This window comes from Novosphingobium rhizovicinum (assembly GCF_040813635.1).
Classification (GTDB): Bacteria; Pseudomonadota; Alphaproteobacteria; order Sphingomonadales; family Sphingomonadaceae; genus Novosphingobium; species Novosphingobium rhizovicinum.
On the sequence record NZ_JBFNXR010000035.1, the window covers coordinates 1 to 12,203 of the forward strand.

Consider the following 12,203-nt stretch of genomic DNA (forward strand, 5'->3'; position numbering starts at 1 on the left):
TGTTGGCGCCCATGCACATATTGCAAAAGCCGTGCGGTCCTTAGCGAAGCGCGTCTAGAAGGTCGGTATGGAATGCGTTTGGCGCTTGGATCTGAGGCGAATGGCCGTAATCCGGGTAGACTATCAGCCGCGCGCCGGGAATTCGCCGCGCCGCCTCGCGTGCCAACAGCGGATAGTTTCCCAGTCGCGCCGCTAATACCTTGTCGGCTCGGTTCTTGCCTATGGCGGTATTGTCCTTCTCGCCGACCATCAGCACCGTTGGCACTGCGACGCGCTCCAGTTCATGGATGACCGGCTGGTTGAAAACCATGTCCGCGGTCAAGGCCTGATGCCATGCGACGACCTCGCCCTCCGGACCCAGGTACATCGAGGCCAGCATGTCGACCCAGCGATCGTACTCAGGCCGCCATTCGCCGGCATAATAGGTTGCCTGCTGGTAGGCCTTGATGCTGGCGCGGGTTGTCTTGCGCTCGCCCTCGTACAGCGAGTCTACTGTTGCATTAGGAACGCCCATGGCCCGCCAGTCCTCGAGGCCGATGGGGTTGACCAGCACCAGCTTCGACACGGCCTCGGGATACTGCAATGCGTACCGCATTGCCAGCATACCGCCCATGCTGTGGCCGACGACCACTGGCTTCTCGACACCAAGCGACGCCACTAAGGCGGCGGTATTGGCGGCGAGCGTGTGCAGCCCGTATTGGTAGCGCGCGGGCTTGCTCGATTTGCAGAAGCCGATCTGATCGGGTGCCACCACCCTATAGCCGGCCGCAACAAGTCGGCGGATCGTACCTTCCCAGCTGCCAGCGCAGAAGTTCTTTCCGTGGAGCAACACGACGGTTCGGCCATTAGCGCCTGGCGGGCGGATATCTAAATATGCCATTTCCATGGCTTCGCGCTGGCTCGTCAGCGGATAGCGCTGTACCGGCCAGCCATAGTCGAAGTCGGCAAGCATCGGATGAGCCGCGGCCGATACCGCAGGGACTAGCACCGCCATCGCCAGCAAGAGTCTGATCATAGCTCATCCATTGCGTTGCGAAAAAGCACCTTGTAAACTGCTCGGCAGCCAAGTGAAGGTACCTGAACGACCGACAGCTATCAGCAAGCGAATTCGACTCTTCGAACGGAGGCTATTGTCAGCTTCTCGGAACCGAACCTCTGCTTAAAGCCTTCGCTTCGTGAGGGAGTGACGATATGGCACTTGGACGCCACACGACGATAGCCCTGGGTTCTGCCCTCGCTACTGCAGGCACGCTGGTTCTCTACCGCCAGGCATCGAAATCGCAGAGCGAGTGGGACGAGACCCGGGTCGGATACCTCCCACTCGACAAGCTGAAGCAGCTAGGCGACGATCTCTGGATCGTGGATACAACGATCACCGCGAGTGGCCTGTGCCTGCCGGTGCGGATGACGATCATCCGGTTGCCGAACGGCGATCTCATGCTCCATTCGCCCACCCGCTGCACGGCCGAGCTCACGGCGAGCATCTCCGCACTGGGGCGGATTGCGCATCTGATCGCTCCAACCTTCGCTCACTGGCTGTATCTGCGCGACTGGCAGGCTGCCTTTCCGGAAGCAACGAGTTGGGCAGTGCCGGGCCTTCGTGATCGTGCACAGGTGCAGACCTCTGGCACGCGCATCGACCGGGACCTTGGGGAAGACGCACCTTCACAATGGCGCGACGTGATCGAACAGGGACTGGTCGCCGGTGGCGGTGGCTTCGAGGAGTGCTTCTTTTTTCACCGCCCCTCGGCCACGCTGCTGCTGTGTGACCTCATCCAGAACTTGGAGGCCTCGAAGCTCGCGCCGCTTGCCCGAATGGTCGCGCGGGCTGCAGCGGGAACGCGTGGAACGACGGCGTTGCACGTGCGGACAGCGTTGCGCCTGGGAGGAAGCGAAGCCAAAGCTCAGGTGCAAAAGATCGTGCGACTGCAGCCCCGGCGAGTCATCTTTGCACATGGGGCCCCCTTCGAGAAAGATGCCGCGGCGCGTTTGCGTTGCGCATTCGCCTGGCTCGTTCGCGAATAGCCTTCGCTATTGCTTCGGGACACCAGCAGTCGCAGGCCAATCGGCTAACCGCAACAAAGGTGTCAACGTAGCGCCAGTCGACAGCCTTGATCCTGGTCGTACGAGCCCCGCATCAGACCATGAACGAACGACTGGTTTCTAGGAGCAGCTCTGGCGTTGCGAACGGCGGCCCTGTCGGCGGATCGAGCCTTGCTCGCAGGTCGCGCGATTCTCGCGAGGCTACCACGAGTTTCACTCATCCAAGCTCACCGACGTTCACGATTTTAGATTCGACTTATATAAGCTAGAACTGTACTCCTCACTCATGGGCAAACTGGAGATGAGCCAATGATTTCAGGATTGGTAGGCGCGGAATTCCGCCGTCTCGAAGAGTGCGAGTATGACGGTCAACCAGCCCGTGCGGTCATCGCCGAGCGCACGTACCCGACCGATCCAGACGATCTTTGGGATGCCTTGACGACCGCGGACCGTATCGCGCGCTGGTTCGCGCCTGTTACTGGCGATCTTCGCTTGGGCGGCCGATATCAGATAAAGGGCAATGCATCCGGCACGATCACACGATGCGATCCGCCGCAGGAGCTGGACCTCACATGGGAGTTCGGTGGCGGCACCAGCTGGGTCATGGTGCGACTGGCAGCGCGTGGAAGCGGCACCCATCTCACACTCGAGCATGTCGCGCCGATCGGCATCATGGAGGAGCATTGGGAAACCTATGGACCTTCTGCGGTCGGGACCGGCTGGGATCTGTCGCTGGCGGGACTGGGCATTCATATCGGAACAGGCGCTTCGATCGACCATGACGAGTTCGAGAAATGGTCGACGTCCGACGAAGGAAAGATCTTCGTCCGTCAAAGCACCTCCGCATGGGCGCAAGCGCACCGTGCTGCCGGCGGTGCCCCCGAGACGGCCGATGCTATGGCTGAGCGCACAGCGAAATTCTACACCGGCGCGAGCTGATGCACGCCTTCGATGTTCTCGGTGATCCGGTAAGGCGGCGATTGCTCGAAATGATGGCCGAGGGCGAACGTAGCGCGGGTGAGATGAGCGCTGTCGTGCAGGCCGAGTTCGGCATAAGCCAGTCGGCTGTGTCGCAGCATCTGAAAGTCCTGCGCGATTGCGGATTTGCCAACGTCCGCATTGATGGTGCCCGACGGCTTTACGCGGTCGATGCAGCGCCCATGCGCGAGATAGACCTCTGGCTCGATCGCTTTCGCATGTTCTGGACGCCCAAACTAGAAGCGCTCGCGACGGAAGTGGCCAGAGGCAAACGCGCAAGGCGCGATCCATAGATCGGCTGTCGCATTCAACGGAGCATCCCGATGAGCCACCGCATTTTTTCGACCAGCGTCGCCAGCGTTTACGTCCACTATGGTCGCCAAGGCTGAGAAAAAGGGCCGCACGAAAGCGGAAGTCGACGAGATCCTCCGTTGGCTGACAGGCTTTAGCTGGGCGCAACTGGTCGCCGAGCTGGAGAATAAACTAGCTTCGAAGACTTCTTTGCGAGCCCGCCCGCGATGAACCCGGCTCGATCGCTCATCACCGGCAAGGTGTGCGGCGTGCAGGTTGAGGATGTGGAAGAACCTACAATGCGGGAGATCCGCTATCTCGACAAGCTGGTCGATGAACTCGCTAAGGGGAAGGCGATGGAGAAAATCCTGCGAGCTTGAGCGCGTCTATTAGGGGTTCTGACGATGATTGCAGATCACGATGCCTACATAGCTGAAGCTCCCGAGGATTTCCGTCCTCTGCTGGTTCAGTTGCGCGCTCAACTCGCGAGCGCGCTGCCTGACGCCGAAGAGGTCATCGCCTACAAGTTGCCGGGGTTCAGGATCGGACAATCCATTATCGCTGGCTATGCAGCTTTCAGCAAGCAATGCGGCCTCTACATATCTCCTTCAGCCGTCGCATCGCATGCTGACGAAATTGCCGACGCAGGGCTCAAGTCAACCAAGACTGGCGTCACGTTCTCTCTGAGCAAGCCAATTCCGGGGGAGCTCGCCCGGAAGCTCGCCATTGCTTCCCGACAAGCTCACGATCTCTGAGCGGTCGGTTCGCGATGGTGAAGGCGAAGGTCTTTGGCATCTATTGCCCGTAGCCGAAGGTAGCTTTCACGCCTGCCGAGCTGCGCCCGAATGACCGCATTGTCGGCGGCTCCAGAATTGGTAATCGCCGCGCTCAATGTTGGCTAAGCGTGCCGCCGGTTGGGAAGTTGCCAGTCTGGACACGACACGAGGACATCGTGCACTAAGCGGATATCAGTTGGCGGCGCGTGGGCTTGCCTCCGCTCCTCTCAGCTAGATTTGAGGAAATCCGCCGTGATGTCACTCCAGCTTGCCGCAGTCGTTGCTGCCACCCTCTTTTCCGGAGCGGCGCTTTACATCACTCTGGTTGAGCATCCTGCCCGCATGCATCTCGACGATGCTCCATTGCTCGCTCAGTGGCAGCCAAGCTACAAACGGGCACTTCCTATACAGTCTGGCCTCGCGATCGTCGCCGGGCTGGCAGGCCTCTTGGCTGGGTATGTCTCTTGGGATTGGCGGTGGCTTGCTGGGGGCGTCGTGATGTTGGCGAACTGGCCGTTCACTCTGTTAGCCATCGCGCCAGTCAACAAGCGCTTGATGGCAATGCAGGAACGTGAAGCTGGTGCGGAGAGCCGTGCGATGCTCATCCAGTGGGGGAGACTACACATCGTGAGGAGCGCGCTGGGCGCGGCGTCGACGGTGCTTTTCCTGTGTGGCTTCGCGGCGACCAGCTAACGTCCGTTTCCCATCCAAATATTGCGACTGAGCGTGCCGCAGGCGCCGCCTGTATCCGGTCATTTATTGCCTGATGTTTCTGCGTGAACGTACGGCCGGTTTCGACAGCGCGATCCAGGCAGCTAAACGACCGGTTTGTCGGCGAATTTGCTTGTCCCGGAGGGCTACTGCGCGCGCATTGCTGAGATGAACGCCTGAAACGCGGCGCTGGGTTGCCGTCGGCTGGGGTAATATAGATGGTTTGGCGGTAGAGCCGGCGCCCAGCCTGACAGCACTTCAACAAGCTCTCCACTCGCGATGTGGGGCGCTGCCTGTTGGTCAATAAGGCAGGATACCCCGATCCCAGCCAAAGCTGCATCCCGCATCACATCGACGTCATTGGTGATGAAGGTTGAAGGCACAGTCCGTTCAATCAAAGCGCCGTCACGTTCGAACTCCCAGCGGTGCAACGCGCCGGACGAGGTGTGCCGATAGCTGATGCAGCGATGGCGTGCGAGATCGTCCGGCTCGATGGGGCGGCCCTGCTCGGCGAGATAGGCCGGCGAAGCGACGAAGATCAGCGGCACGGGGTCGCTGATCCGTACGGAGATCATGTCCCCTTGCAACTCCTCCTCGTGCCGCACGCCGCAATCGAAGCGCTCAGCCACGATATCGACCAGTCCGTCGTTGACCACCAGTTCGACCATTATTTCGGGATAGATGCGCGCCAGCACGGCAAGGCGCGGCAGCACGATGTGGATCGCGGCCGGGCGATGCGCGTTCACGCGCACCCGTCCACGCGGCCGATCGCGAGCGAGATCGAGAACGCCGAGCCCCTCCTCGACCGCTGCCATGGCCGGCCGAAGGCGCAGCAGCAGGTCTTCTCCGGCGCTAGTCGGCGCCAGTGACCGGGTCGTGCGGTCGAGCAGCCGGACGCCCAGCTTCGCCTCCAGCGTGCGCATCGCATGGCTGAGCGCAGAGCGGGACAGACCCAAGCGAGTAGCAGCCTTAGCGAAGCTCCCCGCTTCTGCGATCTCGACGAAAACGGCGAGACCTGACCACAGCTCGCGATCCATCGGTGAAAATCCTTCAGCAACCCGTGCGAGCTGAATGCTCTAATCACGGGGGAGCTCGCAAGCCATATCGACAGGCACGACGCACTGGGGACAACGATGAGCCTTCGATCCTATCACGCACTCGGCAACTCGGGCCTGCTGGTCAGCCCGCTGGCGCTCGGCACCATGACCTTCGGCACGCCGCGTTGGGGTATGGATGCGCATGCCAGCCGTGCCGTGTTCGACCGCTACGTCGATCTCGGCGGAAATTTCATCGACACGGCGGATGTCTATTCGGGCGGCGCGTCCGAGGAGATGGTCGGCGCCTTCGTGAAGGATGCGGGACTGCGCGACCGCCTGGTGATCGCGACCAAATCGGGTTTCGCGACCGGCAAGGGCACCCTGTCGGGCGGCAACGGCGCGCGCCATGTCCATGCCGCGGTCGATGGCTCGCTGGGACGGCTCGGCGTGGACGTGATCGACGTCTACTGGATCCACATTTGGGACGGGATCACGCCGGCCGAGGAATTGCTCGAGACGATGAGCGGCCTGATCCGCGCAGGCAAGATCCGCTATTGGGGACTGTCCAATAGCCCGGCTTGGTATGTCGCCCAACTCGCGACCCTGGCGCGCGCCCGCGGCCTGCCCTTGCCGGTTGGCCTGCAGTACTTCTATTCTCTGGCGGAGCGAGGGGCGGAGAACGAGCATATCCCGCTCGGCCGCGCCTTCGGTCTCGGCCTGGTGCCCTGGAGCCCGCTCGCTTATGGCCTCCTCACCGGGAAATACGATCGCGCCACCGTAGAAGCGGCGCCATCGCGTGGCGGCGGCGTGCCTAACACCGGCGGTGCCGCTGGCGAAAGGGCCGAAGGCGACAAGCGGCTCGATGGCGACAATCCCTTCGGCGACTCCCTGTTTACCGAGCGCAATTGGCGGATCGTCGATGAGGTCAAGCGGGTGGCGCGGGAGGCCGGCGAAAGTCCGGCTCGGGTCGCGCTGCGTTGGGTGGTCGGACGATCCGGGGTCGCCTCTACACTCATGGGCGTCAGCCGACCGGAACAGGTTACGGACAACGTCGCGGCCCTCGATCTGGAACTATCGCTCGAACATCTCGCCGCGCTCGAAGCCGTGAGTAGCGGTAGTGAGGGTTTCCTTTATGGCCTTTTCCAATCGCAAGTTCGCAACCAAATCGTGTTCGGCGGAGCAGAAGTCGTCAGTTCGCTCGATTGAAACCGGTCCAGAGCGCTTTTCGCGAATATCCGACCGAATGGCGGCTGTCTGACCTTGAAACAAACCAGAGCATGGTCGTTTCAAGGCAGCAGTTGCTGGGCGCCGTGAGATAAATGATCGGCAGCTTTTAGGGAGCGGTTTCGTTGCATCAAACGGCGGCTTTGTTGGCCTTAATCATCTAAATCGGTCAACCGAGCTGGCATATCCCGCTTGGCATGAAGCACACGCCAGACATCCACATGGGTTTCGAGTTCCAGGTAGAAAACGAGCCACGGAAATCCTTTCAACCCTATGGTCCTCAATCCGGGTAAGTTCAGCTCATGAGACCACCGTGGAGACCCTGCCGCCGGCATTTCGCCGATGAAGGCATAGACCTGTTCAAGTGCATCAATGAAACCCAAAGCCACATCCGCGTCGGCTTCGTCCGCGTAATACTCGACCGCAAGGTCCACATCCTCCCGCGCTTTGGCGCGCGGTATGACCGGTTTTGAGGTCACGACCCCGTGCGTTGCGTCACACGGTCACGAAGGCCCTGGAAATATCCGGGATCGACCGGCGCGGTGGCGGCCGAACTGGCGCCTTCCAGAAGCATTTCCCGAAGGCGCTGTATGTCCTGATCCTTGCGGATCAATTCCCGCACATACTCGCTGCTCGTGCCATAGCCACGCGTGTTGACCTGTTGGTCCACAAACGCCTTGAGCGCATCCGGCAGCGAAATGTTCATCGTCGACATGGGCTGGGATATAGCGAGTTTGGCAAAATTTGGCAAGATATGACAATGCTCAATCGCTGAACACGGTGCCGTTCCGATATCTTCCGATTGGTCAATTCTGGCCACCGGAGAACTATCATGGGACATTCAGACCTCGAACCCGCCATCACGATCGGCGCCCCTGGAATGCCGGGCAGAATGTCGGGCCCAAGCGCCCACTGAAGCCGCGCGATATCTGGGCAATCCGCTTTTATCTCGACGAGCATCGGCGGTTACGCGATCGGACGTTGTTCGACCTAGCGATCGACAGCAAGCTTCGCGGCTGCGACCTCGTCAAGCTCAGGATCGGTGATATCGTCAGCGGCGGGAGCATACGTAATCGATCAACTGTAATCCAGCAGAAGACGGGAAGGCCCGTGCAATTCGAGATCATGACGGAAGGTCGAAGAAGCCCCAGAGCATGGCTGGAGCGACGCGGCGGCTCCGCGCACGACTTTCTCTTTCCCAGCCGCGTGGATTACATGGGTCATCTCAGCACAAGGCAGTACGCCCGTCTTGTCGATGAGTGGGTTTCGACGGTGGGGCTGGATCATCGCGAGTATGGCACGCACTCCCTGCGACGCACAAAAGCCGCATTGATATACAAGGCGACTGGAAATCTACGAGCAGTGCAGATCCTGCTCGGCCATACCAACATCGAGAATACGGTCCGATATCTCGGCGTTGATATCGACGACGCCCTCACTCTCTCCGAGAGAACCGAAATCTGAACTGACCTCCGGCTCCGCGACCTGCTCGCGAAGCCAGCCCCTGATAATAGACCGATGGCCGCTATCGGTGATCGGCTCCAGAAACAAGGCGGGCCAAAATCGGCGGAAGTGGATCTATGAGAGATCAAAGCGTCGGCCGCGCTATGCTTCCACTGCCTCCGGACGGAAGCTGTGATCCGCATGTGCTCGAAAGTTGAGCAACTTCGTCGGCATGTCCCCGATACGGAAGGAGTAGGTCACGCCCGCTGCGATGAACATCGAGCCGCCGGCAAGTAGCGCCTTGTTGCCCCAGTGCAACGATCCCTCGGCTACATAGAAAATTTCGTCTGCATCATGTGCGTGCGGTGCGATCAGCGTGTGCGGATTAAGGCGCATCTCCATCAACTGCATCGTAGTGGCATCCCCTTCTTCGTGGAAGCACAACTGTCCTTCTAATTCGGTTGGATCGATGTGGTCACGCATCCATTCCATGGGGATGTCGCCGATCTTGCGCCAGGTGAGTTCGGTTTCGTGATGCACACGGATGGACATGATCTTCTCCCGTTCTGTTAAGATCATTGCCTCATCGCATGAGAGGATTTCGACTGTATCGCGGTGAACGGCCAATCTTGCGCCTCAAACGGCCACGAGCATGAAGGAGGATGCCGCGTCGATGTCCGTTATTAAGACCGATCCCGGCTGCGATCTTGGGCTGATCCCGCTTGCCGCGATGGACCGGCGGCCGTTTGCGGGAGCCATCATCCAAGACGAATACGACATCAACGCACCCTGGCATCATCACGACATGCACCAGCTTCAATACGCGTTTGAGGGCTCGATGGAGGTCGAGGATGAGCACGGTCGACATCTTTTGCCGCGCAGTCTGGCAGCGTGGGTCCCAGCTGGCACCCGCCACCGCAACAGCCTGCACCGCATCCGCTCAGTGTCAGTGCTGCTCATGCCAAGCTGCGTTCCCAACGCCGGGCATGGGGTGCGGATCCTGCGCGTCTCACCGCTGATGCGCGCGATGCTTGCTGAGGCCGGGCGCTGGCCGCTCGCTGAGCCGATGAACAGTACGGGCCGCGCTTTCTTTGCCGCTTTTGCGCGCCTGTGCCGGGAATGGATTGCCGACTGTGCGCCGCTGACCCTGCCAACCAGCACCGACACCGTGCTGAACAAGGCGCTGGCGCTCGTTCGCGCAGATCCGGCGGGTTGCACACTGGCTGAGGCGATCGCAGTAGCCGGACTTTCGGAGCGGACACTGCGGCGGCGTTGCCAGTTACACCTTGGGATGGGCTGGGATGAATATCGAAGGCGCGCCCGCCTGCTGGCGTCACTCGAGCCGTTGACCGAGAGCGATCAGTCCATAGCCATCATCGCCGCTGGTGTCGGCTTCGAAAGCCAGAGCGCCTATGCCCGCGCCTTCCGGCACTTCACCGGACAGACGCCGCAAGCCTTCCGTCAAACTGTTAGGAAGTAAGCGACCATCTAGGCGACACTTACCGTATGAATTTACGGCGGCTTTCGGCCGATTGATCATGTACGCAGGTCCGCCTGAGCCGCCACGAGCCCATCTGCGCTTATCAGCACCATTCAATTTCCGGCTTCAGTCACCGAGTCTGCAACCGCCCTAGCCGAGCCCCTCGGCGGGCGGGAGCCTCGCGATGACGCCCACCAAACTGCTGATCGGCCAGATACTCGTTGTGTTCGCAGTCGTGCTTCTGGGCGTCTGGGCTGCAACCCAATGGGCGGCGGCAATGCTCGCCTACCAGCCGCAACTGGGCGCGCCTTGGTTCCTACTAGGGGGCAAGCCGATCTACCGCCCCTGGGCCCTGTTCGGCTGGTGGTTCCATTATGATGCCTATGCGCCGGCCGTCTTCGACAAGGCGGGTATGTTGGCGGGGGCGAGTGGTTTTGTGGGCTGCGGCGCTGCAATCTTTGGCTCGCTCTGGCGCGCTCGGCAATCACGCCATGTCACCACTTACGGGTCAGCGCGTTGGGCCAGCGGGCGCGAGATCGAGCGGGCAGGGCTGCACCGCGACGCCGGTGTCATGCTCGGCGCGTTGGGTGGGCGCTATCTACGCCATGATGGGCCCGAACATGTCATGGCCTTTGCGCCGACCCGGTCCGGCAAGGGGGTCGGTCTCGTGGTGCCAACCCTTCTATCCTGGACCGGCTCGGCGGTCGTCCACGACATCAAGGGTGAGAACTGGACGCTAACCGCCGGCTGGCGCAGCCGCTTTTCGTACTGCCTGCTGTTCAATCCCACCGATGCGGCGTCAGCTCATTACAACCCGCTCATCGAAGTGCGGCGTGGCGTGAACGAAGTGCGCGACGTCCAGAACATCGCCGACATACTCGTCGATCCCGAGGGTGCGCTCGAACGCCGTAACCACTGGGAGAAGACGAGTCATTCGCTGCTGGTCGGTGCAATCCTCCACATTCTCTATGCCGAGGAGGAGAAGACGCTGGCGCGGGTCGCGACCTTCCTGTCCGATCCGCAGCGCAGCTTCGTTGCCACGCTCCGGCGGATGATGACCACCAATCATGTGGGTAACGACGAGCATCCCCAGGTTCATCCGGTCGTCGCGTCCGCGGCGCGCGAACTGCTCAACAAAAGCGAGAATGAGCGGTCAGGCGTCCTGTCCACCGCCATGTCTTTCCTGGGACTGTACCGCGATCCAACCGTCGCCGAAGTCACCTCGCGCTGCGATTGGCGCATCGCCGATCTGATCGAGGCCGAGCGGCCCTGTTCGCTCTATCTCGTTATCCCGCCTTCAGACATCAGCCGCACCAAGCCCCTTGTGCGTCTCATCCTCAACCAGATCGGTCGCCGTCTCACCGAGAGGCTCGACGGTGCGGACAAGAGCAAGTCAAGGCGCCAGCTTCTGATGATGCTCGACGAGTTCCCGGCGCTCGGCCGCCTCGACTTCTTCGAAACAGGCCTCGCCTTCATGGCCGGCTACGGCATCCGCGCCTTCCTGATCGCCCAGAGCCTCAATCAGATCGAGAAGGCCTATGGCGAGCACAATTCCATCCTCGACAACTGCCATGTCCGCGTCGCTTTCGCGACCAATGACGAGCGGACTGCCAAGCGCATTTCCGATGCGCTTGGCACTGCGACCGAACAGCGGGCGATGCGCAACTATGCCGGGCATCGGCTCGCGCCCTGGCTGGCCCATGTCATGGTCAGCCGGCAAGAAACCGGGCGTCAGCTCCTAACACAGGGCGAAGTGATGCAGCTTTCGCCGGACGAGGAACTTGTCCTTGTTGCCGGCCTGGCTCCGGTGCGCGCCCGCAAGCTGCGCTACTATAGCGATCGCAATTTCAGGTGCCGGGTGGCCCCGGCGCCGGTTCTTGCCGCAGGGCCGCGGCCCTATGCCGATCGGCCAGAGGCGCGAGGTGAGGACTGGTCGAACCAGGTTCGCCGCCCCGACATCCGGCTGCACCAGGCTCATGATGCTGCCGGCGACCAGGAGGATGGCGGGATGCAGCAGCAGCGCCATCCCGGCCTTCCCGAGCAGTCCACGAGGACGGTGGCGGCAGCCGACACCAAGGAATCGCAGCTCGTACCCGATGATGACGACGTTGCGGCCGACAAACGCGCCATGGATCAGGCGCAGGGCCTCAGTGCCGTTGCGCGGGGCTACGCCATCAACGAGGCCGCCCATCGCGACCTCGTGCCGGGATCGTGAGGCAG

General features: G+C 61.3%; 14 protein-coding genes and 1 pseudogene. 10 read left to right on the top strand and 5 right to left on the bottom strand.

Annotated features, from left to right (window positions below; genetic code table 11):
- Positions 1-40 precede the first annotated feature (40 nt).
- Complete coding sequence (locus ABUH87_RS10605; RefSeq protein WP_367773306.1) at positions 41-1,015, bottom strand: alpha/beta fold hydrolase; 975 nt, start codon at positions 1,013-1,015, stop codon at positions 41-43.
- A 176-nt stretch (positions 1,016-1,191) separates the two neighbouring features.
- Here ABUH87_RS10605 and ABUH87_RS10610 point away from each other — a divergent pair, with 176 nt between their 5' ends.
- The 6 genes and pseudogenes from ABUH87_RS10610 to ABUH87_RS10635 all read left to right on the top strand — a co-directional run bounded on the left by ABUH87_RS10610 (position 1,192) and on the right by ABUH87_RS10635 (position 4,781).
- Positions 1,192-2,025: a DUF4336 domain-containing protein gene (locus ABUH87_RS10610; RefSeq protein ID WP_367773309.1), complete on the top strand. Its 834-nt coding sequence runs from the start codon at positions 1,192-1,194 to the stop codon at positions 2,023-2,025.
- A 327-nt stretch (positions 2,026-2,352) separates the two neighbouring features.
- The gene (locus ABUH87_RS10615; RefSeq protein ID WP_367773367.1) at positions 2,353-2,982 is read left to right on the top strand and encodes an SRPBCC family protein; all 630 of its coding nucleotides are present in this window, start codon (positions 2,353-2,355) and stop codon (positions 2,980-2,982) included.
- Positions 2,982-3,314 carry an ArsR/SmtB family transcription factor gene (locus ABUH87_RS10620; protein WP_367773369.1) on the top strand — a complete coding sequence of 111 codons (333 nt, stop codon included), beginning with the start codon at positions 2,982-2,984 and terminating at the stop codon, positions 3,312-3,314. The genes ABUH87_RS10615 and ABUH87_RS10620 overlap by 1 nt, the downstream gene beginning before the upstream one ends.
- 79 nt (positions 3,315-3,393) lie before the next feature.
- Positions 3,394-3,692 (top strand): annotated as a pseudogene (locus ABUH87_RS10625) (DUF2200 domain-containing protein).
- 24 nt (positions 3,693-3,716) lie between these two features.
- Positions 3,717-4,067, top strand: coding sequence for an iron chaperone (locus ABUH87_RS10630; RefSeq protein ID WP_367773371.1), 351 nt, complete (start codon positions 3,717-3,719; stop codon positions 4,065-4,067).
- Positions 4,068-4,343: 276 nt separating this feature from the next.
- Positions 4,344-4,781, top strand: coding sequence for an anthrone oxygenase family protein (locus ABUH87_RS10635; protein ID WP_367773374.1), 438 nt, complete (start codon positions 4,344-4,346; stop codon positions 4,779-4,781).
- A 164-nt stretch (positions 4,782-4,945) separates the two neighbouring features.
- On the opposite strand, the gene ABUH87_RS10640 is transcribed toward ABUH87_RS10635, so the two are convergent.
- Positions 4,946-5,836 (bottom strand): LysR family transcriptional regulator, encoded by an 891-nt coding sequence (locus ABUH87_RS10640; protein ID WP_367773376.1) that lies wholly within the window; start codon positions 5,834-5,836, stop codon positions 4,946-4,948.
- Positions 5,837-5,932: 96 nt separating this feature from the next.
- On the opposite strand from ABUH87_RS10640, the gene ABUH87_RS10645 reads away from it, so the two are divergent.
- Entirely contained in the window at positions 5,933-7,042 is a 1,110-nt protein-coding gene (locus ABUH87_RS10645; protein ID WP_367773378.1) for an aldo/keto reductase, read from the top strand.
- Positions 7,043-7,212: 170 nt separating this feature from the next.
- On the opposite strand, the gene ABUH87_RS10650 is transcribed toward ABUH87_RS10645, so the two are convergent.
- Both ABUH87_RS10650 and ABUH87_RS10655 read right to left on the bottom strand, forming a co-directional pair.
- Positions 7,213-7,539: a type II toxin-antitoxin system RelE/ParE family toxin gene (locus tag ABUH87_RS10650; protein WP_367773380.1), complete on the bottom strand. Its 327-nt coding sequence runs from the start codon at positions 7,537-7,539 to the stop codon at positions 7,213-7,215.
- Complete coding sequence (locus ABUH87_RS10655; protein WP_367773382.1) at positions 7,536-7,766, bottom strand: type II toxin-antitoxin system ParD family antitoxin; 231 nt, start codon at positions 7,764-7,766, stop codon at positions 7,536-7,538. The genes ABUH87_RS10650 and ABUH87_RS10655 overlap by 4 nt, the downstream gene beginning before the upstream one ends.
- Positions 7,767-7,861: 95 nt before the next feature.
- Between ABUH87_RS10655 and ABUH87_RS10660 the strand changes: the two genes are divergently transcribed.
- On the top strand, positions 7,862-8,524 hold the full coding sequence (locus ABUH87_RS10660) for a tyrosine-type recombinase/integrase (RefSeq protein WP_367773436.1): 663 nt from the start codon (positions 7,862-7,864) through the stop codon (positions 8,522-8,524).
- Between the two features lie 141 nt (positions 8,525-8,665).
- Here ABUH87_RS10660 and ABUH87_RS10665 read toward each other — a convergent pair whose 3' ends face one another.
- Positions 8,666-9,055, bottom strand: a complete 390-nt coding sequence (locus ABUH87_RS10665) for a cupin domain-containing protein (protein WP_367773384.1) — start codon at positions 9,053-9,055, stop codon at positions 8,666-8,668.
- Between the two features lie 121 nt (positions 9,056-9,176).
- Here ABUH87_RS10665 and ABUH87_RS10670 point away from each other — a divergent pair, with 121 nt between their 5' ends.
- Both ABUH87_RS10670 and ABUH87_RS10675 read left to right on the top strand, forming a co-directional pair.
- Positions 9,177-9,983, top strand: coding sequence for an AraC family transcriptional regulator (locus ABUH87_RS10670; protein WP_367773387.1), 807 nt, complete (start codon positions 9,177-9,179; stop codon positions 9,981-9,983).
- A gap of 184 nt (positions 9,984-10,167) precedes the next feature.
- Positions 10,168-12,198: a conjugal transfer protein TraG gene (locus tag ABUH87_RS10675; RefSeq protein ID WP_367773389.1), complete on the top strand. Its 2,031-nt coding sequence runs from the start codon at positions 10,168-10,170 to the stop codon at positions 12,196-12,198.
- Positions 12,199-12,203 lie beyond the last annotated feature (5 nt).